This is a genomic window from Thiocystis violacea (assembly GCF_016583565.1).
Classification (GTDB): domain Bacteria; phylum Pseudomonadota; class Gammaproteobacteria; order Chromatiales; family Chromatiaceae; genus Thiorhodococcus; species Thiorhodococcus violaceus_A.
This window is the reverse complement of the sequence record NZ_NRRF01000015.1, coordinates 1-22315: the sequence shown is the minus strand read 5'-3', so window position 1 is coordinate 22315 and position 22315 is coordinate 1. Positions and strand designations below refer to the sequence as shown.

Genomic DNA, 22315 nt, shown 5'->3' with positions numbered 1-22315 from the left:
CAGACATCAGCCAGATCGCGCCCCATCGATCGGCCCGAGGACCCTGACCTCCACCGTCCGCCCGGCAGCACCCTTCTCGGTGACCGCGCCCGCGCCGTTGGCATCTCCCCCGGCGGCATTGACGTCGCTGCCAAAAACGGACAAGCGCTCACTGTCAATGCCTCGCTTAATCAGATAGTCCGCAACGGCCTGCGCCCGCCGACGCGCCAGCATGTCGTTATAGCGCGGGTCTCCGATGCCGTCGGTGAAGCCTTGAATGTCGGCGGTCGTCAGACTTGACTCATCCATGAGCGCCGCTACCTCGTCGAGGGCTTTGGCAAATCGCGCACCGATCACCGATCGATTGAACTGGAACGCCACCTCGACCAAGAGCAGCGTGCCCACGGCTGCTCGCCGGCGAGTCGTCCCCTTCTCGGCCTCACCGCCAACCGCCTCGGGAACGCCTCCGCTGACCCCAGGACTCGCATCGACATCAAGGGTGCCCTGTTTAGGCTCGGCGAACCGACCGTCTGCTCGTCTGTCCGCCGACTCAGTGAATCCTCCTTCCTGGTCGACCTGTTCATTTGGCTCATTCAACGCGCCTTTAACGGAGGGAGATCGGGCGAGCGCGCCATCAGGGGCGGGCGGAGTCGGTTCGGAGGATTCGTCCAGTTGGGCCGCAGGGCGCCGATCCTCAAGATCTCGGATGAGATCCACCTCATCCGTGGCAGCAACCGGCCGACTATTCGAGGCGACTGTCGAGATATTCTCCTGCGCGCCAGGGAGCGAGACTTCTAACCCTCCCGCCACCGGCTGCGGCGGCCCTGCGGTGCCATCGGGGCTCACCCTAGCCGCATCGCGAGACCAACCAGACAACTGCGAGAGTCTGGCGGCCCCAGTCTCCACCCAGTGCTCGGCGGACTTCACCAACCGATTCCAGTTTTCTGGGAAAAGCCAATAGGCTCCACCCATCGCCGCCCCCACGACAGCCAGGGCAACCAGCGCATAGATCACCGGCCGCCTCGAACCAGCAGCGCCTCTGTGTGGCTCGTAGGCCTCCGCAATCGCCTTGTAGCCAGTCTGCTCATCGCCCCAATCCTGAACCGACTCCGCGCGGAAGGAATCCTCACAGACTAGAATCGGGTTCGACTCGGGAAGTTCGGACAAGGGCATCGACGCAGCTTCAGGCGCACCACCCGGATCGTCGCCCCCCCCCAGGTGCCCATGCTCCTGATCGTGACCTGCCTCGTCGACGGAAGCCTCGGCGTCCAATTCGGCGCCGGCTAGGGAAACCGACTCCATCTGCGCCGCCAACTCGTTCTCAACGGACGTGCATGAAGCGGGGACCGGGTGCGCAGCGGGCGCACCCTCCATCGCCAGCCCCTGATCAAGCAAGGACCAATCGGTGACGTCATCGTCCGCCGACACTCCGCCCTCTACCCTGGAAGTACTCGCGCCGGCCGCGTCGGCACGACCTTCAACGGGGGAACCGTCAGACCGAGCATCTTTCGCACTCAGGGTTCTCGGGGTGAGTCCCTCATCGCGCAGTTCGCCGATGACGCAGTTGACGTCAGCGATGCCTAGCTCGTGCGATTCCAAGCAAAATCCACGCAGCAACAGGCGACCACAAACGAGATTGATCAGGCGCGGCACGCCGACACTGAACTCATGAATCGCCCTCAACACACCCGGCTGAAAGGACGGATCGCCGCGCCACCCTGCCCTTTCCAACCGATCGCGGACATAGCCAACCGTCTCGCGGGGCTCAAGCGGCGCCAACTGCCAGGCCGCTACGATCCGCTGATGCAGTTGCTCCATTCCCTCGCTACGAACCAGGTCACGCAGCGACGCCTGTCCCACTAAAAGGATCTGCAGGAGTGCCACGTCCAAATGCTCAAGATTCGTGAGCAGCCGCAACTCCTCGAGCGCGGATGCCGAGAGATCTTGCGCCTCATCGACGATCAGCAATGCGCGTCCACCCGCACGGCGCTGAGAAAGAAAAAACTCCGTCAGCCTCAATAGCAAATTGGACTTACTATATTGCTCGCCCACGTCCACGCCGAATGCATTGGCCGCCATTCTCAGCAGATCCTCAGGCTCCAAACGCGGATTGGAAACCACCGCCATCCGGATATCAGAATCAGCCATTCTCGACTGCACATTCTTGATCAGGGTTGTCTTACCCGTACCCGGGCTGCCAGTAATCATGACGAACCCCTCGCCACGCAGCAGCGCGTAATCGATATAAGACCGCGCCTTAGAAAATCCTTGATGCTCGAAGACAGCCGAGTTATCGGGAATCAAGCGGAAGGGATCGACACTGAATCCGTAGAATGCCTCAAACATATTGGAATTCCATATCTCACCAAGATGGCGATTCAAAAATCATAATGACACACAAGCTGCGGAAGCTGAACAGAATGACGACCAACTGCCACTGGTGAATTTGCGCCGCGCGCGTAAAGCCGGCGTCGTCGTACATTATCCTCAGACAGGATCCAACGGCTGCCAGTTCTGACATCGGCACTGCCAAAAACTGACACAAATGGACACTGATTGATCTCGCAAATCGAAAGACCAGCCCGACCGTTGTGCGCAAACCCGTCAACAAAAGGTCAAGCGATGCAGCTGTTTTCGGACTTTCGAACGAAGCGCTGGTCGCACGGAGTCAGACCGCCGGTTTCTCAATGCAGCATAAAGCCACTCGCGGCCATTATCCAACGGACACAACGCATGGAAGCACTGGCATCATATGTGCGTTTCCATGTGAGACATCTGGGCCTCCATTCAGTCTACCGCGACCTGAACAGGCATACCGCGCGCCACTTTGCAAAAAAGCGATGAGTACTACTTTGTTACCCGGAAAGCCGGCTGCTCCCAGCGGCGCAAATGCCTCTTTTACATGCAGTATAGCCCCAATGATCAGGCGAGCGATCCAACGTGAGCTTTATAGATCAGATAGATAGAGAAAACTCGAATCTAACAAAGCAGAATGAGCGTCGGACTCAAGTAGATCGCTAGCCGTTCGTTTGGTTGGCTGGCTTAAGCGGAACGGCGTGTTACGGACGGGAGGTCGACGTCTTCGGAGCGCCCAAGCGTGCAGGTTTTAAATGATCCATCTGATCGGCAATTCACCCTATTGGCCAGCAGAAATTCACAATGAAACCAGAATTCGCAATGAAACCCATTGAGCACTCCCCAGCACAAGAAACTGATATCAATCAGCGCATCGATTACTACGAGCAGGAAATGAGAAACATCAGCCCACCTTCGTCTTTTCGAGAACAGGTGCTAAGCAATGTCTACCACTGCCTGCTAACCAGTTGTTATGAAGAGAGAAAACAAGCCAACGGCAGAGTACGGATGTAACTGTTGACCAGAGAGAGAACCCTCTGCTTGACAGAGAGCGGCACTTCGAACGCCTTATTCAGCACAGGGGTTGCGAAGCTCGCTAGACAGGCCAGGAAAACAATAGGTTGCGCGCGAATGATGTCGTGGAGAACATTTTTTCGGCGGTTTTCGCGCCTATTCTGTAGGGACAAGCACAGCACAGTGCACCAACAACGACGCGGGATTCGGTGGGCTTCGCTCGCGCTCGCCCACCCCACCGGTTCAACTGATGACCAATGCCTACAGCGACAACGATTGTCCGAGGCATAGAGGTATGAGGATTCCCGGAAAGCGCCTAGCTCTGAGTTCTTCCAGGATCCCAGGGGCAAACGCTTGCAAGCAGACTGAGGAACTGTAATCAGCTGCCGCTCAGCCGCTTCAGCATAGCCTCAGCCTCAGCGCGTTCCTCGAAAGTCCCGCCGACCTTCAAGGCCGTCTCCAATACCCGTTCCGCCTGAGCGCGCTTTCCACCCTTCTCGAGGATCTGCGCCTTATGGAAGAGCATGCTGCCGTTTTCGGCATCGGCGGCTAAAGCGAGATCGCTCATACGCCCCGCCTCGCGCAGGTCACCGTTGCGCATCAACAGCACCGCCAGGGTATCGGCGATGTCTGCGGATTTCGGAGCCAATTCGTGCGCGCGCCTTGCATACTCAAGCGCTTGCACCGGCTCGCGCTCCTGAAGCAGCCACGCCAGATTGTTCAGCGCAATCGAGTTGTCGGGCTTCTTCACCAGCACAGCCCGAAACTCCGTGATCGCCTGTTCGGGACGCTGCATTCTCATCTGCAATTGCGCCAGCTCGAACCGAACTTGAGCATCATCAGGATGCTGTCCGAGCCAATCATTGAGCAGATGACTCGCCCCGTCCAGATCATTGGTCTTAGCATGCGCTCGCGCTAGCAACAGGGCACTCTGCATACTCGGCGACTGGTCGAACAGGCGCTGATAGCTCGCCAGCGCAGCCTCCATATCGCCCTGACTTTCCGCCAGAGCGCCACGTAAGACAAGCACGTTCGCGCTCTCGGCGCCGAGGACCCGCTCTAGCTCCCCGATCCGAGCCGCCGCGTCATCGTAGGACTTCCTAGCGATCGCCAATGCCGCCAAACTGCTCAAGGCCTGGACCGACCCTGAGTCGATCTTGATCGCTCGCCTCAGCGACTGCTCGGCGTCGTCCAGACGTCCAAGTGCGGCATCCGCTCTTGCGAGGGCGATCAAGACACGCGGCTGGTCGGGTCTGACTCGATCCAACCTGATCAGCGTGTCGCGCGCCGCCTCGAAGCGGCGCAAGCTCAGTTCCGCCTCGGCACGCAAGGCCAACAGCTGAACAGCGTCTGGAGACAGCTGGCTTGCCTCTGTGAGCACATCCAGGGCACGCGCCGGATTGCCTTGACGCAGATGGAACGCGGCGAGGAAGAGCCTAGGCTCAAGGGCACGCGGGTTGGCCTGCTCCGACCGGACGAGATACCTTTCCGCCGCCACGCCATCGTTCCTCAGCAAGGCCACCCGCGCCAAGCCAGTGAACAAAGCGATATCGTTCGGATGCTTCTTGAGACCCTCCTCATATAACTGTTCAGCCCGATCAAGCTCGTTTCCATCGATGGCGATGGCCGCCAAACCTCCGATCGCCGCGACATCGCCCGGCTCCAACTCCAGCGCACGCTGGAACGACTGGGCGGCCGAATCGAGTTGTTTGGCTCGCAAATAGAGCGCGCCCACGAGGTCATGGACGCGAGCCGACTCGGGCTGGCGCTCGCGCAGCTCCAAGGCCGCCTTCAGGGCACCCTCTGGATCACCACTGCGCACATAGCCCAAAACCAGTTGCTCGGCGGCATTGCGCAGACCCGGATCCGAGTCCAGATCCAGTGCATCGCCCCCCGATGCGAGCAAGCGCTGGAATGTCCCGTTTGCCGCCGACAGATCCCCTTTGATCTGAGCCAGCTGCCCCTCGATCAGCAAGACATCCGCATGGTTGGGTCCCAGCAAGCGGGTTAGCTCGCCCAACGCCTGCTCGGCCCCGTCCAGATCCTTCTCGGCGATGGCCAGACGCGCCTGCAGATTGACCGCTGGGATCAGGTTCGCATCCAGCTCGAGCGCCTTCTTGAGTTCGACTTTGGCCGAGGCGGACTCACCCAGGCTCGCATAGGCACTCGCCAAGGCAACCCGCACTCGCGGATCGTTCGGGGCATCGATCAGTAGGTCTTCCAACGTCGACTTGGCCGCATCGAATTGGCGGAGCGTCAACTGCGCATCGGCTGTCAGACCCAGCAACGCGGGATTGTTCGGGAAATCGCGACGCGTTTCGGAAAGCAGGTTCAGAGACTCAGCGGAATCGCCGATCCGTTGATAGTAGGCCGCGAGATAGAGCCGTGGCAGCAAGGCGTCGGGATTGCGCTCAACGGCTTCGTCGAGATAACCCTTGGCCGCAGCCGTATCCTTCTGCGCCATGGCCAGCCTAGCCAGCAGCAGACGCAGACGATCATCCTCGGGATGGGCCTCCAGGCTCTTGGCGAAATAGCCACGTGCCGCCGTCAAATCATCCTTTCGCAGTGCCAATGTCGCCAAACCCGTACTGGCGGCAAGATTGCCGGGCTCCAACTCCAGCGCCTTTTCGAATGCCTGTGACGCCTCCGCGACCTGCTCGCGCTGCAGATAGACTGCGCCCAATAGCGCCTGGGCGCGCGCTGAGCCAGGATCGCGGTCGGCATATTCGCGCGCGGCCTTCAACGCCTGATCAAGATCGCCGCTGCTGACATAGCCAAACACCAATTGCTCGGCCGCGCCTCGCAGCTCCGGATCCTGCTTGAGCGCCTCCCGCAGGGTCTTCAATCCTTCCTCAACGTCACCCTGCCCCAGTAGAGCCGTCCCAAGACGCACGTTGGCCGCCGCCGAATCGGACTGAACGGCGCTGACGCGGCGCAGAAAAGACACGCCCTCGTCGCGCTTGCCCTGCATCATCAGTGCGCTCGCCAACAGATCCGTCGTTGCCGTATCTTCGGGGGCCGATTCGATGCGCTCCCTGGCCAAACGCTCCGCCTCGGCCGCCTCGCCCACCTGGAGCAAGGCCATGATCAGCATGCGGCGCGCCTCGACGTCGTCCGGCAAGGCCGAGACCGCGCGCTGCAAATGAATACGCGCGACGGCCGGCTCCCTCAGCGCGAGACGCGTTGCGCCAGCCAGGCGCACGGCAGGGATGTACCTGGGATTGGCCCCAAGCAAGACGTCCAGACGTTCGATCGCCTTGGCGTAGTCTTTGCGAGCATAGAGGAGCTGCGCCTCGGCATAGTCAACCAAGAGGTTGTCCTTAACGCGCTTCTTCAACGCATCAATGTCGCTCTGCGCCTCATCGAGTCGATTGGCCTGAATCCGCAATGTGGCACGGTTCAACTGGCTCCTCGGTCCCTGCACCGGATCCTGCATCGCCCGCGTATAGGCGGCTTCCGCCTCATCGAGACGACCGGCGGAGCGCTCGATCTCGCCGAGCAGATTCTCCGCTTCGGCATTGGACACGTCGCGCTCCAACGCCTGCTTAACGAGCATGATCGCCGCGTCGAGTTCGCCTCGGACTGCCTTCAGGCGCGCCATGGCTTGCAAGGCGGGGACGGCATTCGGATCCGCGCGCAAAGCCGCATCCGCTTCCCGTTCAGCGCCCGGCAGGTCCCGCTGAGCGAGACGCGCCTCGCTCTTGACGGCCAAGAGTGCGGCGCGACGCTCAGCGGACACCTCGCCCGAAACCTTCAGAGCAACCACTTGATCGTACTTGCCCTGCTGGAGCCAAGACCTCGCCAACCAAGGCTGAATGCGCGCATCATCCGCGCCCATTTCGCGGGCGCGCTCCAGATCCTGCTCGGCGACCACTGGATCACCGAGCCCAAGCGAGGCCTGCCCCAGCAGGGCACGCGCCTCTGCGTTGCCTGGCTGCTCCTGCAAAACGTTCTTGAACGCGATCACAGCCGCGCGCAGTTCGCCACGCGCCAAGGCTGCTTCGCCGCGTGACAAATACTCCTCGGGGGTGAGTGACTGACCGCAGCCGCCGATCAGCGCAGCAATCAGCATTGCGGCCACGCAAAAGCGAGAAGAAACCGCGTTCGAAGCTTGCATCGGATCACATCTCCTTATGGCAGGAACGTTCGATCGTGACGATCGGCCACATCGACAACCTTGACTTGGCGAAACCCGTTACGAGGCAACCTCAGCTATGATGCCCTAGGCAGCAGAGCGACACAATTGACGCACGATGTCCCTAAGCGATCACTCCGACAGACGTCCAGCCACTCGATGCGCTGGGCACAGTCAGCCGCCACATCGTGTACACCTACGGCGACAGCATCGTCGACTCGCGCGCTTCTGGCTGGCCGGCGGAGGCCGTGAAAGTTAATTCTGGCAATCGGGCGTCGATCATCCTTCGGGCCAGTCGTCTTCGGTAGGGTGGACAATCGCAGCGCAGTCCACCAACAACGGCGCGGGATTCGGTGGACTTCGCTCTCGCTCGTCCACCCTACCGGTCCAGCTGATGACCAAGGCCGGCAATCGTTTTGCCTCGATCACCCATGGGTGAGTACGAGCATGTGGCAGTAGCAGCGAAGGTTCGCTTCGGGGATGTCAATGATGATGATGAGCAAACGATGGCGCTTGGTGACGATCCTGCTTTCGGGCGCCGTTGCCCTCCCTGTTTTGGCGCAGGACGCTGGTGGCGGACCAGTTCCGATCAGTTTGGCCACGCTGAGTAGCATCCAAGTCTACCCAGAGCGCGATGCGCCAGCTGTCGCGGTGACGCTTAACGACACGCATCTCGACGCGGAGATCGCGGGAGTCATTGCGGCCATTGAGGCAAGGGTTGGAGACCGCGTAAAGCGAGGGCAAGTCGTCGCACGCGTGGAGTGCGAGCCTTATCGAATCAAGGTTTCCCGAATGCAGGCAGCCCTGGAAGCTGGACGGTCCAGCTACGCCTTCGCTCAGCGTCAGTTCGAAAACGCGCGGCAGCTATCTCAGAAGCGCAGCATTTCACAGGAGGAAAACGACAGGCGGGAAGCCGAGGCGCGTACGCTGAAGGCCGATGTCGATCGACTGAGTGCCGACCTTCAAGCGGCTGCCTATGACGCGGGCAAGTGCGAGATCCAAAGCCCCATCGACGCGGTGATCGTGGAGCGGATCGCGAGTGTCGGTGACTACGTGGTGCCGGGCACTCCCATCCTGCGTTTGCTTGACGACCAAAACATCGAGATCAGCGCCAAAGTTCAAGAGCAAGATCTGGACAGCCTGAAAAGTGCGCAGTCAATTGACTTCGTGAGCCGCAATGCCCGCTATCCGGTGAAGTTGAGGACGGTATTACCGCTCATGGAGACACGTTTGCGCACGTACGAGGTTCGTCTCGCGTTTGCAGAGAACCGGAGTGCTTTGGCTGGCGAAACGGGCCGACTGCGTTGGATTCTCGGTCGAGGCGAGGTGCCTGCGGATTTGATCGTCCAGCGCGGCACAACATTGGGCCTCTTTGTGGTTGACGAAGACAAGGCCAAATTTATTGCTCTGCCAGATGCGCGCATGGGGCATCCCGCAGCGGTGGACTTGCCCCCAGAGACGAAGGTCATCGTGGATGGTCGCTACCAGCTTCGCGATGGCGATGCCGTGCGTCTTCCCTGAAGGCAGGTCGATCGATGTTCAAGAAGCTGATACGAAACCATGTCTTGACGAACCTGACGTTCGGGCTGGTGCTCGTGCTCGGGTCCATCGCATACCTGAACCTTCCGCGAGAGCAAGATCCAAGCGTCAATTTCAACTGGGTAGCGATCACGACCACCTGGGCCGGCGCGTCAGCGGAAGACGTGGAACAGCGGATTACGGATCTGTTGGAAGACGGGATCCAAAAGGTCGATGACATCAAGTTCGTCAACAGCACGAGCCGCCAAGGTGTTTCGATCATCATGCTTCGCTTCATGGACATCTCGCCGGAGATCTTTGCGAAACGCATGGATGATCTCCGACGTGAAGTGCAGACTCAGCAACGAGAAATGCCGCAGGAGGCGACTGAGCCAGAAATCATCGAGTTTAGCAGCGCGAATCTTTTTCCGACTGCAACGCTCTCTGTCATTGGGCTTGCTGACGATGAGGTCTTGCGCCGAACTGCTGTCAATGTTCGCAAGGATATTCAACGTATTTCAGGTGTCGACCGGGTCGACACCATCGGCGAATACGATCCCGAGCTGCATGTCGACTTCTCTCCCGAGCGTCTCGTCGGCTTGGGGCTCTCCCCCGTCGCGCTGGCTGAGACTGTCAATGCCTACTTTCGCAACCTCGCGGCGGGCAGCGTTCAAGTTGGCAATCAGAAGTGGTTCGTTCGACTGGAGGGGACGAGCGAAGACCCACAGTATTTAGAGGGTATTCCGGTCGTGACCGCGATTGGCGAGCTGCCCCTCCGCTCTGTCACTGATATTGTCAGAAGCCGCCAAGAGGCGGAGGAAATCGTGCGTTTCGAGGGACAGCCCGCCGTCATGCTGTCAATCTTCAAGTCCGATTCGACCAACAATCTCAAACTACTGAGTGACATTCGAGCCTACATGACCGAGCAAAACCCTGTTCTAGCGACTCAGGGCATTCGTTTGACGTTGATTGAGGATCAGACGTTACAGACACGACACGCCATCGAAGTGATGGAGAACAACGCACTCGTCGGCCTCATTCTGGTCGTCATTTCCGTTGGTGTCTTTCTAGGATTCAGGGTCGCGATTCTCACGAGCTTGGGCATCCCATTCGCGCTCGCTGGCGTTTTCCTCTCCCTCGCGCTTTTTGGTCAGACGCTCAACTCAACAACGCTACTTGCGATCGTCATCAGCTTGGGAATGTTGGTCGATGATGCGGTCGTTGTAGTCGAGGCCATCTATCAGAAGTTGCTTGAGGGATACGAGGCGGTCGAGGCCGCCATGGCTGGACTGCGAGAAGTCGCTGTGCCAGTCGTCGCGGCGGTGCTCACCACGATTGCCGCTTTCTTACCGCTGATGCTCATTCCAGGTGTCCTTGGGGACTACATGAAGTACGTGCCGGCGGTGGTCACACTCGCGCTTCTGATCAGTCTTGTTGAGGCCTTTTGGATCCTGCCTAGTCACATGATCAAGGCCCGAGTCAATCCGCGTGGGCCGGGGCGCCTTCAAGGGGTCAGAACTCGCTGGATCCACGTGTTTCGCAGGTATTACGCCCGGCTCTTGGTGAAGGTGCTTCGCTGGAGGCGAACGGCCTTCGGGGTTGGCGTCGCACTGCTCGCCGGTGCTGTTCTTGTGGTGGTTTCCGGCGCAGTGCGCGTGGATTATTTTGCGACTGACCTCTACCGACTCTTCTACGTCGGCGTGGAAATGCCACCCGGAACTAAAGCGGAGAAGACGCTCGAGGTGCTTGGCGAGATCGAGGCCCGTGTGCGCGCCCATCTCCACCTCGATGAGGCAGAGGCCATTATTCGGTATGCAGGCCAGCGCGTTACGGCACAAGAGCCGCTCTATGGCGAAGAAAAGGGACAGGTCTTTGTTAGCCTCAAGCCCGCAGGACCGGACCGTCGGGATGTCAATGTGATCATCGACGAACTCCGAGACGCCCTTCAGGGGATTGCCGGACCGCTCGAAATCGTTTTCCTGACTCGCAAACTTGGCCCACCAACGCAGAAGCCGATCAGCGTGAAGGTGCGCGGCAATGACATCACGGCGATTCGAGCCGCTGCGCGCGCGTTGAAAGGCTTCTTGACCACAACAGCCGGGGTGATCGATATCGCCGACGACGATACGCTCGGGCGCATGGAGTTGAAGCTGCATCTTAATCCTGACGCCATTGTTCGGGCCGGCCTGAGTCCCGCTGACGTCGTGCGAATTGTGCGCCTCTATGCCGATGGTGAGGTTGTTGCCAGCATGCAAAATCAGGGGGAGCGCTTAGTGGTTCGCGTGCGCACTCAGCCCCGTGCAATGCTGGATACGCAGTCGTTCTTAGATTATCCCGTGGGACTTCCTGACGGAACCGAGATTGCGCTTGGGAATCTCGTGGACTCAGAATCGGGGCACACCATTAGTAACATCCGACATTTCGATTTTCGACGTGCGATCACGATCGAGGCCGACATTGACAGCGCGACAACCGATACGATCACCGCAACCAAGGCGATCGAGGCATTCTGGGCGAAGAACGCGGCGCGCTTCCCAGGGATTGACCTCGATCTCTCCGGCCAGAATGATGACATTCAAGAGAGCCTGGGTGCGATCCTAGGACTCTTTGTTGTCGGCTTAGGATTGATCTATTTGATTCTTGGCACTCAGTTTGTGAGCTATCAGCAGCCCTTCCTTGTGCTCTCTGCCGTACCCATGGCGTTCATCGGTGTTGTCATGGGTCTCATCGTCAGCGGAAATCCTCTGAGCCTCTACACGCTCTACGGTATTGTTGCACTTGCTGGCATATCGGCCAACGACGCCATTGTCCTAATTAGCACGGCAAACAGATACAACAAGAATGGGCTCAGCGTTTCTCGCTCCATTGTATCGGCAGCCCGACGGCGCGTCGTTCCGATTCTCATCACATCCGTGACAACCATTGCAGGTCTGTTCTCTCTTGCGACCGGCTTGGCGGGCGAGTCGTTGATGTGGGGACCTGTAGCCACCTCGATCGTCTGGGGGCTGACGTTTTCAACGCTTCTTACGCTGTTCTTGATACCGGCCACTTACTTAGCGGTGACTCGTCCACCGCTGACACCGGTTCAGAAGCTGCAATATCTACCCCTTCTCGTTGATCGAGCGCCGAACTCCCTCCAGAAGTGGCTCGCACGCTTCCGCGGTCAACCCGTCCGCGACACCGTCTCTGAAGACGCCATCGCTGACGCGGCGCAACGGGCAGCGTATAGGGATGCACTCAACGCCCTTGAGCGCGGCGAGCTGGAAAAGGCCATTCGTGGATTCCAGCATCTCTCGGATCAGAACATCGGGGCACTGCTCTTCAGTCTCGCAACGGCTCAGGCCCTGCTGCTCTATGTGCACAAAATAGGATGGGATTCTGGGTACATGGACCGAACCAGGAGGTATCTCGCGCGGGCACGGGCGCTGGATCCGCAGAGTCCCCGTCTCTTGGAGCTGGAACGGGCTTATCAGGTGATGGATCAGGCTATCGAAGGGCGCTAGGCGATTTCCGGAAATGACCTGACCCAAGTAGACCCGGATCTGCAGGATGGGCAAAGTCCGCGCTCTAGGGCCCGAGCGCAACCAACGCTGGCTGTGGCTCGGTTTCACGCTAAACTGACGTCAACCATGCATCATAAAGGATGCCCTCATGTCATCATCTGTCGCCCTCTATGAAGCCTTGGCCACGGCCCCGGATGAGCGGGCCAGAGCCAAAGTCATTGCGGAAGCCTTCGAGCAACTCGAAGAGCGTTATCCGAATCTCTCCAACCTGGCGACCCAGGGTCATGTGCGCGAGGCCGAATTACGGCTACAGAAAGAGATCGAGCAAGTACGCGCGGATCTTTCGACCCAGATCGAACGCATCAAATCCCACCTGCTGCGCTGGCTATTGCCGATCATGCTCGCTCAGGTCGCGGCGATTGCCGCCATGGTGAAGTTATTGTGATGGCCAGGGCCGGCGATGGGAGCGAACCGATCGCTCCCCGCGGATAATCGGCGACACGACCGTCCCGAAGCGGCCGGGTGCCCCTGGAGGCCGGCCAAACGCCATGGAGCACGTACCACCTCCCTTCGACTCATAAAGAACGCGTCCAACAAGAATCCCCCCTTTCGCAAAGGGGGGCTAGGGGGATTTCGGGCGGCATCGCGCGCATCGAAAAGCAATGGCCTTGGTCATCAGTTGGGCCGGTAGGGTGGACGAGCGAGCGCGAAGTCCACCGAATCCCGCGTCGGCGTTGGTGGACTGCGCTGCGCTTGTCCACCCTACGGAAGACGACTGGCCGAAACGATGATCGACGCCAAAGCAATTGATGGGCACTTCCTAACTCACCCAGAATTCATGACTACCGCCCCATGTCAGACGCCCAAGTTTTGCCGACAGACGCATCCCTGTCGCCTCATGCGACGAAATCCGCAGGCATCGGCAAGATTGTCCCCATTCTCGCCGGAGGTGGAACACGCTTACCCGCACACGTCGGGGTCATCCAGGCACTTGATGAACTCGGCGCGGTCGGCGATCACATCGTCGGCGTCTCGGGCGGAAGCATCGTCGCCGGGCTGCGCGCCGCCGGCTGGTCGGCTGCGTCCATGAAAGCACTCGCGCTCGGCGTCGATTTCAGACGCTTCCGCGATTTCAGCCTTTACCAGCTCCTCTTCCACGGCGGACTCTCATCCGGCGAAGGCTTCGAGCGATGGATGGATCAACAGCTTGAGGGCGCCCGTTTCGAGGATCTGTCCCTCGACCTGCATGTCGTCGCCACCGATGTGCGTAACGGCGCCCCCGTGGTCTTTGATTGCGAGCAATGCCCGGAGATGCGCGTCTCGCGCGCGATCCGCTATTCCATGGGCATTCCGCTCCTGTTCGCCTATAAGGAGCATGGCCCCCACCTGATGGTTGACGGCAGCATCTTGTCAGAGGATGCCTTGCGACGTGACTGGGCGCAGGATGGCACACCGAGCTGCTGCTTCCGGCTGCGCGCCACTGCGAGCGGGTGCCAACCCGCACAACGGCGCTGGATCGCGCTCCCGGACTATCTGCAAATGCTGATGCGGGCCTTCATGACCAGCCTCTCGCGCGAGTTCATCCAGGACGCCTTCTGGAACGCCACCGTCATCATCGACACCAAGAGCGTCACGCCATTGGAATTCGGGTTGACGACGGCGACCAAACTGGAACTCCACCGCGCCGGCTATGAGACCACGCTCCGTATCCTCCCTGAAAAGATGCGCCGTTTCCGCGCCCAACACCGGACCGGGATCTGACGCGACTCGGTGTGCTTACCTTCATGGCAGATGCGCCATAGGCTAGGGCGTCTAAAACCATAGAAACCCCATGATCGGATAATGAAAGTTGAGAAGACAGCTCGCGCCTGCGTCGCCTCCGCACGGCGCCGTTCAAGGCCGACGTCCGCCGTCATCAAGCGCTCCAGGGGACCGCCAGGGTGTCAGGCTTCTTTACAGTTGGCTCAAAAAGCCACCGGCCCGTCAGGTACGCAGTGAAACCCACCGATGCAACGCCGGGCGCTCGGGCCAAGGCCTGGCCCGACCGACTCGCGATGTCAGAAAGTTTTTCAGATCCACCGGTTAAGCGCTAGGATCGCGGACAACTGGCTTTCGCGAGCACGGGCGGGGAAGCGGGCAAATACCTGATTTCAAGACCTGACACTAGTTCTTGTGCTAGTTCTTGCTTTATCTGCATGAGTCGATGTCCAGTTCATCTCCTGCCCGTGGCGGTTCGCTACCCAGGCGTTCCAATACATCCAGGAAGCGCGCTCGATCGGCCCGCGCGGCCCGGCGCGTGAACACCTCCTCAGTCTCCAACGCGGCCACCTTCTCAGCCAAGGCCGTGTTGATGAACTGGTTCAAGCTCACGCCGTCGCGCTTAGCAGCACGACGGGCCGCCGCCAGAATACTCGCTGGCGTACTCAATGCGTAGTTACTCTTGCCCATCACGCAGATTCCTCGCGAGTTCGGCTGGGCGGCAAAGCAGGATCCCAAATCGGCTCGGCGCTTCCCCGAAGTCGCGGATATTGAAGGTCACCAGATGCGTCGCCGCCGCATTTGCCGCAGCCTCCAGCACCATGTCGTCATTGGCGTCACGTAACTGCGGACGCCACAGATACCAGATTGGCACCCGCCGCAGCACGGCGGCCAACTGGTCGAGAATGACATCCATATCCGCCGCCGTGCCGCCTGAGCGATTCAGCGTTTCCGGGCGTTTGAGCACGGCTCGTATTCTAACATCAGCGGCACGGCCCAGCGGGCCACCCAGGCGTCAGGATTCTTTACGCCTGGATCGAGGGGCGACTGACGATCGAAAGACGACTGACGCGCGGTGGTCTCCATCGAAGGCCGACGTCGGGTAGGTCAAGTGCGGCGAAACCCACCGAACCAGGCCGCTGGCAATTCAGAAAAACACCCGGCCGAACAGGCTCTCAATGTCGGAAGGAGCTTTTAAATCCGCCGGGGAAGCGCGTTGGCGCGGCGGGTCGGTGGGTTTCACGGCCACGGGCGCGGGAACGATCAAATGGGTGCTTACAAGACCTGACCCCGACTCCAAGAGCGAAGTCCACCGAATCCCGCGCCCTTGCACGATATGCGCTGCTCAGGGCGCTCCTGGCCTTGACGCAAGCAATCTGCATTTACCTGAAATCCCAAGGGACTTGTTTTTGTTAGTCAAAAACAGTACGTCTCAATAGATACAAATGCGCGAACGCCAGATAGATATTTACCAAGACAGATCGAGATATAATCGACTTACACCAATCGCGACCATCCAAAGAGTAGGGGCCAGCCTCCATGCCTCAGACCGACCTTGTGACACCTTACAGGGAATTCTTCAAGATCATCGCAGCCACAACGGACGAGCTGCGTGATCGGGTGTTCGCCCTTCGCTACGAAGTCTATTGCCGGGATCTCGGCTGGGAAGATCCCGCGCAGTTTCCCGACAGGCGAGAATATGATGGGTTCGACGGCGACTCGATCCATTGCCTACTCCTTCGCAAACACAAGCAATCGGAACTGGAGCTGGATGCGGGCACCGTCCGGCTGGTCAAGACCCGACCTGACAGCCCTGAGCCATGCCTGCCCTTGACCGCCCACTATGACCCAGCATTGTTCAATTCAGACCAGAGCCCGCTGAAGATGCAGAAAGGACGGTTTGGCGAGATCTCACGACTGGCCCTGCGCAAAGAGTTCCGACGTCGGCAGGGCGAGCAGAACACTGCAGACGGCGTCAGTGCCGATTTATTCCAGTGGACACAGGAAGACCGCCGCCGCTTTCCCCATATCGCTCTCGGACTGTATCTGGCAGCTGCAACGGTTGGTCTTGCCGAGGGGATGGACGGCGTCTATGCCATGATGGAGCCCAGCCTGGCACGTCATCTGCATTTTGGCGGTATCTTCTTCGAGCAAGTCGGCGAGCCAGTCGAGTATCGGGGCGCGCGCGCGCCCTTTTATATTTCGCGCGCCATGCTGTTCGAACATCTGAACCAACCGTTACGGGATCTACTGGATGCTATCGCAGAGGACTTGTGCGTCCACGTTTAGCTGTCTGACGGGTCATACCATTGCCCACATCAACCAAACTTTACGTGTGCGGCACCGTCACTACTTGCCTGCCTGAACGTTTCCTCAGCGACTTCCTCGCGTCCCAGTGCGTCGAAAATCGGCTACGCCAGCCGCTGCTTCGGCGGATCGAAAACGACTTAGGGATGATGCGTGCTGGGGAATGGGGAATGGCATGGTTTGATGAGTGGATCGAGTGCTGCGGAAATGACCAGAGAGATTGATCGTAAGGCGGGGGCAGACGTTACAGCTCAACTTTCTGCCTTCCCGCCAAACAGGTTTGCAGGAGACACGATGGTCGCTAAACGCCCATCGATAACAATCCTCGGCCTTCGCCAGCATTGGGACAACGTGGTCGCCGATTTGATTGATCCAGATCTTATTTGCCAGCGTTTCGAATCCCGCACGACGGTAGATGGACACCGTTGCATGGTTCACCGTCGCAGTGATGTGTGTGACGCCCCACTCAAAAAAAACTCCGGCTGCAACCCTATAGATAGAGTCAATAACCCCCCGTCGCTGTCGCCAGCCCCGGCGGATTGCCAGCATGCCGCCGGAGGCGACAAGCGGCTCTAGTGCCTGCCGATCATCCGACGGACCCTTCGACTGCGAGCGAAACAGGCTGAAATCGAAGTGCTCATCCGGAGGGAGACCCATGCTCGTGTCGCGATTCAGCCGGATCCCCGCCACGGGCTCGCTCCCCTCGTAAGCAAGGATGTGTGCGACTGTTGGGACGAAGTCGAACCGGTCAACGATCTGTTCTGCTGGCAAGGCGCTGCCTCCGTAAAGCCCTTCCTCCTTGACATAGACCTGGTGTCGCAGCCAGAGTGCGTCGTCGATTTCCTTTTGATTACAAGCTACTATGAATTTTATCGTCATCAGGATGCACCTGCTACGAAATAGGAGATCGGACTATAACAAAGTACCGTTCGTCGGCTTCCAAACATTTGTGGAATATTTGTGGAGAGGGATATTGCCCATCTCGCTGCCCGCAAGTCGCTCATTCATGAGCGTCTCTGGCGAATAGATCGCGGCCTCGAGAGTTCGGGTGAACTGTGTACCGAAGTTTCCTAGTTCTTAGAGGCTGTCTGAATATTGCAATCGCCCGAGCTGAAGGGGCGAATTCATTCGCCCTCCCGCCAGTGCCAAGGGCGACTAAAGTCGCCCCTTGAGGTTTTCAGACAGCCTCTTAGATCCGCTGGGAGGATAGGCGCTTAATACTACTTTGTTACCTTTATGCGCCTGATTTAGCGAAGGTCACTCTGTGTGACCAGGCAATCCGTCTGCTCCCGGTGGCGCAAACGCCTCTTTTGCACGCATTACGACCCCAATGAACAGGCGAGCGATCTAGATTAACCTTTATAGATCAAATACATCAGAAATATTCTAATCTAACAAAGTAGAATTAAGGAGCAGCTTTTTTCGCTGGTTTGTGCCAGATGACGCAAACCCAAACGAAATCGCCTCTACCCGGCCTGCCACCTCCCTAAAAATCAGAAAACTACTGAAAACACTCAGGGAAGCGCCTCCCTGAAAGCAGAGAGAGAGGGGATTGAAGCCGTGAGTCAACCCATGCCAGGTGGTCCAGACTGGAACAGCGCAGCGGCCGAATGGCGGCAGTTGCTTGGCGATGCCTCGGTGTCAACGGCCGAGGAGTCGCTCGATCATTACGCCCGCACTTGCTCCAACAGCAGTCGGCGGGCGCGGGCGGTGCTGAAACCAACCACGCAGGATGAGGTCGTCGAGATTGTGCGCATCGCGCGCCGTTATCGAACGCCGCTCTACCCGCTCAGCACCGGACAGAACTGGGGCTATGGCGACGCCTGCCCGGTGCGCGAGGGTCAGGTCATCCTGGATCTGCGCCGCATGAACCGCATCCTCGAGATCGACGCCGAACTCGGCTATGCCGTGATCGAGCCCGGCGTCACCCAGCGCCAGCTATCGGACGCCTTGGCGGAGCGCAAGATCCCCTTCTGGTGCGACTGCACCGGCGCCGGCCCCCACTCCAGTTTCATCGGCAATATCGTCGAACGCGGGTTCGGCCATACCCCCTATGGCAATCGCCTGCAAACCGTCTCCGGCATGGAGGTCGTGCTCGGCACCGGCGAGTTGCTGCGCACTGGCTTCGGCCATTACGAGGGCGCCAAGACCACCCATCTCTATCCCTACGGCGTCGGCCCCTTCATGGATGGACTCTTCACCCAGTCCAACTTTGGCATCGTCACCCAGATCGGGCTCTGGCTCGTGCCGATTCCAGAGGCCTTCTGTCCCTATCTGGTGCTGTTCCAGGAGGATGACGACCTGCTGCGCGCGCTGCCCAGGCTCCAGCGGTTGCGTCTGCATCGCATCCTGCACAGCGTCCCCCATATCGGCAACGACCTGCGCGCGCTCTCCAGCGACCGGCCCTTTCCGCGCGATCGGCTCCCCGGCGCAGCCCGGCTCACGCCCGAACTGCGCGCCGAACTGCGCCGCGCGGCCGGCATCGGCGCCTGGGCCATGTCCGGCGCCTTCTACGGCACCCGCGCTCAGGTCCGCCTGCACCGACGCCTGCTGAACGGCGCGCTGCGCGGCATCGGGGCTAGGGCGATCTTTCTGCCGCCGACCACCCTCGCGCTCGCGCGCCGCGCCGCCGCGTTCCTCGATCGTTTGGGGCTCTTCCCCGGCCTCGGCAAGAAGATCCGCGCGGCCCAGGCCCTGTCGAACATGCACAGTGGTCGGCCGACCGGTTTCTTCCTGCGCGGCGCCTTCTGGCGCAAGCAGGGCGGCTGGCCGGCCGATCTGGGCGATGACACCGATCTGGCGGGGGAGCAGGTTGGAATCCTTTGGATGGCGCCGATCCTACCCTTTCGCGCCCAGGATCTCGCCGAATTGACGCGCCGGATGGACACGCTCTTCGCCGACCATGGCTTCGATTGTCACGTCACGGTCAACATGATCAACGAGCGCGCGCTCGCCGCCGTCTACACCATCGACTACGACGCCGAGGACACGGACGAGACCGCCCGGGCGCTGGCCTGTTACGACGCGGGCGTCGCCGAGTTGTACCGGCTGGGGTATCCCATCTACCGGGCGTCCCTGCGTGGCATGGGGCTGTTGGCGCCGCACGCGGACGATCCCTTCTGGGCGACCGTCAGCCGCCTGAAGTCGGTGCTGGATCCGGATGGGATTATTGCGCCGGGGCGGTATGAGCCCGGTTTCGTTGGTGGAGGCGAGGAGCGAAACCCAGCGGGCGCATGCGGTTGAAAAAGGCAACGTCCCAACGAGGTGGACGAAAATTTGGTTGCCGAGACTCAACGGTGGGTTTGATGCGTTGAGGAACGAACCCCCAACGGCACCAGCGGATGAGTAAAACACCGCCCCGGCCGAGTGGGACGGGGCGGGCGCGGGTTTAGAACGGTTCGTGGGTTGCGGGCATTGCAGTGTTGGGGTTCGCTCGCACTCCCCCCAACAACCGTTGCAGGCTAAGCAGACTTTGCCACCCGACGGCGCACGGTCGCCCCCATGCCCAACAAGCCTGCTCCTAACAGCATCATTGATGTTGGCTCAGGAACCAGTTGAACTAACGCATTGCTCGACTGGCTAATTGTCAGTTGGTATTGCTTCCCAGCTTTCAGAGTTCTGGTGTCCGAAAGCAAGGTGCCAACTTGAGAAAACGTACTGTTTTCAGTAGAGTTTGTGGCGGTATAGCCAGTATTCAGCTCCGTTGGATTAAAAACAAGCGTTGAAAATAGGGAGTCACCATTTGTGCCATTACTCGTCACTGTCACCGAAAAGGTGGTACCGGCTCCAGCTTGGCCCGACTCACCGGGAAGAAATGCATCCAAGAACGCAGTGACGAACACATTATAGCTTACCGCCAGCTTTGCCTGGACATCCGCCGACACTGCCAACAAGATTGATGCCGTGGCCGCGTTAATAATCGTCGCACTCGACCCCCCACTATTCGTCGCGTAATCTGCCGAGGCGTCTGCTCTTGTTAGGCCTTGTGCCCCACTTGCGCCGAGGATGTTACCCGAAATAAACATGTCACCGAGAGCAAAATTCCCCACAGGCGGGGTGGTCAGATGGGTGAGCGTGTTGTTTTCCGCACTTCCACCATAAATGGTGTCGATGGTCGCGCAGTCAGCACCCGCGCAACGTTTTTTGACGTCAACAGTTGCGCCAGGAGTAAATGACGCTATTGAACCCAATCCGATTCCTGTGCCCTCGATACCATTATAATTTGACGAAGCAATACCTGTGCGGCTATCGGTAAGGATAGTCGCCACATTAGTAAGCGGATCACCGCTAACAGCGTCGACAAGCCCAAAAGCAATGATTGCGAGATCGGCCATCGCGATGGCGCCCGCATGTACAGGTGCATTGACGCCGATGCTTAGCGCGACGGCGGCAGGGACAAGAAGCTTCTTAAAATTTGTGTTCATGATGTTTTGACCTGTAAATCATCGTGAGTTGAATCAGTTTGGTCGATCTGTAGGTCCGAAGCGCCAGATCTCGATAATCATTTAAGCAGATATTGTGCCAATGATGAATATTGATTTTTAGCTAAATAAAAACAATTAGTTAAAATAATTTGTCTCATATTGGCTTGGCTTGCCTCCGTCAGGTTGTAAAGAATCCTGACACTCGAGAAACAAGGAACTAGCAAGGTAGGATGGGTAAAGCGGTCCGGCAGAGCCCTCAAGAAAGGACAGGGTAGAGTAGAGAGCAGGCATCCTGCACCCGTAGACACGGCCTATCTGTTGCCGCCCCTTTCGTTTGGCGGTGCCTCACTAGCCGAATCATAGCCACAGGATACCAGCCCTCCCTCATCAGTAGGGTCGGGGACTGGCGCGCCGACGGTAGGGTCCGGTGGTACCTCCAGCACTTTCGCACTGGCCCTCAGTCCGGCTCCCGTGATCACGTTTCCAGCCCCCGCCACGTCAAACCCGGCGTGCCGTTTTCCGGCACCGGGCTTTCCTGCTGCCTTCACACCAAGGGTTATGCGACCGATTGCGCTGGGAGTGCTTTCGGTGTCCGTGGTGCCACCCGATACCCGTTGAAGAGTCCGAGTGCTTCGTACAGCCACGTGCTACTCCACCTCGTCCAGCCAAAGCCCTGACGCTGACGCGCGCGCATCAAATGGCGCCGAATCTTCTTTTCCACCCAATCTTGAACGTACCCGAAGCAGCGACTGGAGTGCCCCACCCCAGGGCTGTGAAGGTCACAAAAAGTGAACGCAACGACTCCTGCCGGTCGCCCGCCCTCGACGCAGCTGAATCGCCCGAGCAGCGCGAGTCGCGCGTCCTCGGTAAAATCGCGCCCTTTTGTAACCAGCGGGCTGTTGACGATGTTGCTGAATCCACTGCTTGAGCGCTTTGCCGAGCATTTCCCCATCCCCACCATGGCGCGCGCGGTGTTGGAGCGCAGCTTCCATCCGGACCAGCTCAACGCCTGGTTTGAGCAGACGGCGCAAAGCCAGTACACCCGTCATCTGTTGTTCTCGACGCTGTTCGATCTGATGATGCAGGTGGTCACCCGCCAGCAACCGTCGATCCATGCGGCCTATCAAGGGGCGCGCGAGGAAATCCCCGTCACGCGCAGAGCGGTGTACGACAAGCTCAATGGACTGGAGCCGGAGATCTCGGCCGCGCTGGTGGGCTATAGCGCCGAGCAGGCGGGTCGGGTGATCACCTCGCTCGCGGCCACCCGCACGCCGTTGCTGCGCGATTATCGCGTCAAGATCCTCGATGGCAATGCGCTGGGC

Annotated in this window: 12 protein-coding genes and 1 pseudogene; 7 read left to right on the top strand and 6 right to left on the bottom strand. The window is 59.4% G+C overall.

Annotation, left to right across the window (positions count from 1 at the left end; genetic code table 11):
- Positions 1-6 precede the first annotated feature (6 nt).
- Positions 7-2325, bottom strand: a complete 2319-nt coding sequence (locus tag CKO23_RS08665; RefSeq protein ID WP_200330075.1) for an AAA family ATPase — start codon at positions 2323-2325, stop codon at positions 7-9.
- Positions 2326-3727: 1402 nt separating this feature from the next.
- The gene (gene prsT / locus CKO23_RS08660; protein WP_200330074.1) at positions 3728-7465 is read right to left on the bottom strand and encodes an XrtA/PEP-CTERM system TPR-repeat protein PrsT; all 3738 of its coding nucleotides are present in this window, start codon (positions 7463-7465) and stop codon (positions 3728-3730) included.
- A gap of 507 nt (positions 7466-7972) precedes the next feature.
- Between prsT and CKO23_RS08655 the strand changes: the two genes are divergently transcribed.
- The 4 genes from CKO23_RS08655 to CKO23_RS08640 all read left to right on the top strand — a co-directional run bounded on the left by CKO23_RS08655 (position 7973) and on the right by CKO23_RS08640 (position 14265).
- Complete coding sequence (locus CKO23_RS08655; protein WP_200330072.1) at positions 7973-9004, top strand: efflux RND transporter periplasmic adaptor subunit; 1032 nt, start codon at positions 7973-7975, stop codon at positions 9002-9004.
- Between the two features lie 14 nt (positions 9005-9018).
- Positions 9019-12504 carry an efflux RND transporter permease subunit gene (locus CKO23_RS08650; protein WP_200330070.1) on the top strand — a complete coding sequence of 1162 codons (3486 nt, stop codon included), beginning with the start codon at positions 9019-9021 and terminating at the stop codon, positions 12502-12504.
- 148 nt (positions 12505-12652) lie between these two features.
- Positions 12653-12949, top strand: coding sequence for a DUF1640 domain-containing protein (locus CKO23_RS08645; protein WP_200330068.1), 297 nt, complete (start codon positions 12653-12655; stop codon positions 12947-12949).
- A gap of 407 nt (positions 12950-13356) precedes the next feature.
- A complete protein-coding gene (locus tag CKO23_RS08640; protein WP_200330066.1) occupies positions 13357-14265 on the top strand; it encodes a patatin-like phospholipase family protein in 909 nt (302 codons plus the stop codon).
- A 426-nt stretch (positions 14266-14691) separates the two neighbouring features.
- Here the strand turns inward: CKO23_RS08640 and CKO23_RS08635 are convergent, their stop codons facing one another.
- Both CKO23_RS08635 and CKO23_RS08630 read right to left on the bottom strand, forming a co-directional pair.
- Entirely contained in the window at positions 14692-14952 is a 261-nt protein-coding gene (locus CKO23_RS08635; RefSeq protein ID WP_200330064.1) for a hypothetical protein, read from the bottom strand.
- Positions 14939-15178, bottom strand: coding sequence for a PIN domain-containing protein (locus CKO23_RS08630; RefSeq protein WP_242482307.1), 240 nt, complete (start codon positions 15176-15178; stop codon positions 14939-14941). The genes CKO23_RS08635 and CKO23_RS08630 overlap by 14 nt, the downstream gene beginning before the upstream one ends.
- 623 nt (positions 15179-15801) lie before the next feature.
- Here CKO23_RS08630 and CKO23_RS08625 point away from each other — a divergent pair.
- Positions 15802-16551 carry a PEP-CTERM/exosortase system-associated acyltransferase gene (locus CKO23_RS08625; protein ID WP_200330062.1) on the top strand — a complete coding sequence of 250 codons (750 nt, stop codon included), beginning with the start codon at positions 15802-15804 and terminating at the stop codon, positions 16549-16551.
- A gap of 84 nt (positions 16552-16635) precedes the next feature.
- Here CKO23_RS08625 and CKO23_RS08620 read toward each other — a convergent pair whose 3' ends face one another.
- Positions 16636-17448: an N-acyl amino acid synthase FeeM domain-containing protein gene (locus CKO23_RS08620; protein ID WP_200330060.1), complete on the bottom strand. Its 813-nt coding sequence runs from the start codon at positions 17446-17448 to the stop codon at positions 16636-16638.
- 681 nt (positions 17449-18129) lie between these two features.
- Here CKO23_RS08620 and CKO23_RS08615 point away from each other — a divergent pair.
- Positions 18130-19812 (top strand): FAD-binding protein, encoded by a 1683-nt coding sequence (locus CKO23_RS08615; RefSeq protein WP_207168484.1) that lies wholly within the window; start codon positions 18130-18132, stop codon positions 19810-19812.
- A 218-nt stretch (positions 19813-20030) separates the two neighbouring features.
- Here CKO23_RS08615 and CKO23_RS08610 read toward each other — a convergent pair whose 3' ends face one another.
- Positions 20031-20993 carry an EDSAP-1 family PEP-CTERM protein gene (locus CKO23_RS08610; protein WP_200330056.1) on the bottom strand — a complete coding sequence of 321 codons (963 nt, stop codon included), beginning with the start codon at positions 20991-20993 and terminating at the stop codon, positions 20031-20033.
- A gap of 905 nt (positions 20994-21898) precedes the next feature.
- Here CKO23_RS08610 and CKO23_RS08605 point away from each other — a divergent pair.
- A pseudogene (locus tag CKO23_RS08605) lies at positions 21899-22315 on the top strand (IS4 family transposase); the annotation flags it as partial.

Excerpts from the sequence above, each read along its gene's own strand:
- CKO23_RS08665 (WP_200330075.1), bottom strand. The coding sequence starts at position 2,325 with ATGTTTGAGGCATTCTACGGATTCAGTGTCGATCCCTTCCGCTTGATT.
- prsT (WP_200330074.1), bottom strand. The coding sequence starts at position 7,465 with ATGCAAGCTTCGAACGCGGTTTCTTCTCGCTTTTGCGTGGCCGCAATG.
- CKO23_RS08655 (WP_200330072.1), top strand. The coding sequence starts at position 7,973 with ATGATGATGAGCAAACGATGGCGCTTGGTGACGATCCTGCTTTCGGGC.
- CKO23_RS08650 (WP_200330070.1), top strand. The coding sequence starts at position 9,019 with ATGTTCAAGAAGCTGATACGAAACCATGTCTTGACGAACCTGACGTTC.
- CKO23_RS08645 (WP_200330068.1), top strand. The coding sequence starts at position 12,653 with ATGTCATCATCTGTCGCCCTCTATGAAGCCTTGGCCACGGCCCCGGAT.
- CKO23_RS08640 (WP_200330066.1), top strand. The coding sequence starts at position 13,357 with ATGTCAGACGCCCAAGTTTTGCCGACAGACGCATCCCTGTCGCCTCAT.
- CKO23_RS08635 (WP_200330064.1), bottom strand. The coding sequence starts at position 14,952 with ATGGGCAAGAGTAACTACGCATTGAGTACGCCAGCGAGTATTCTGGCG.
- CKO23_RS08630 (WP_242482307.1), bottom strand. The coding sequence starts at position 15,178 with ATGGATGTCATTCTCGACCAGTTGGCCGCCGTGCTGCGGCGGGTGCCA.
- CKO23_RS08625 (WP_200330062.1), top strand. The coding sequence starts at position 15,802 with ATGCCTCAGACCGACCTTGTGACACCTTACAGGGAATTCTTCAAGATC.
- CKO23_RS08620 (WP_200330060.1), bottom strand. The coding sequence starts at position 17,448 with ATGACGATAAAATTCATAGTAGCTTGTAATCAAAAGGAAATCGACGAC.
- CKO23_RS08610 (WP_200330056.1), bottom strand. The coding sequence starts at position 20,993 with ATGAACACAAATTTTAAGAAGCTTCTTGTCCCTGCCGCCGTCGCGCTA.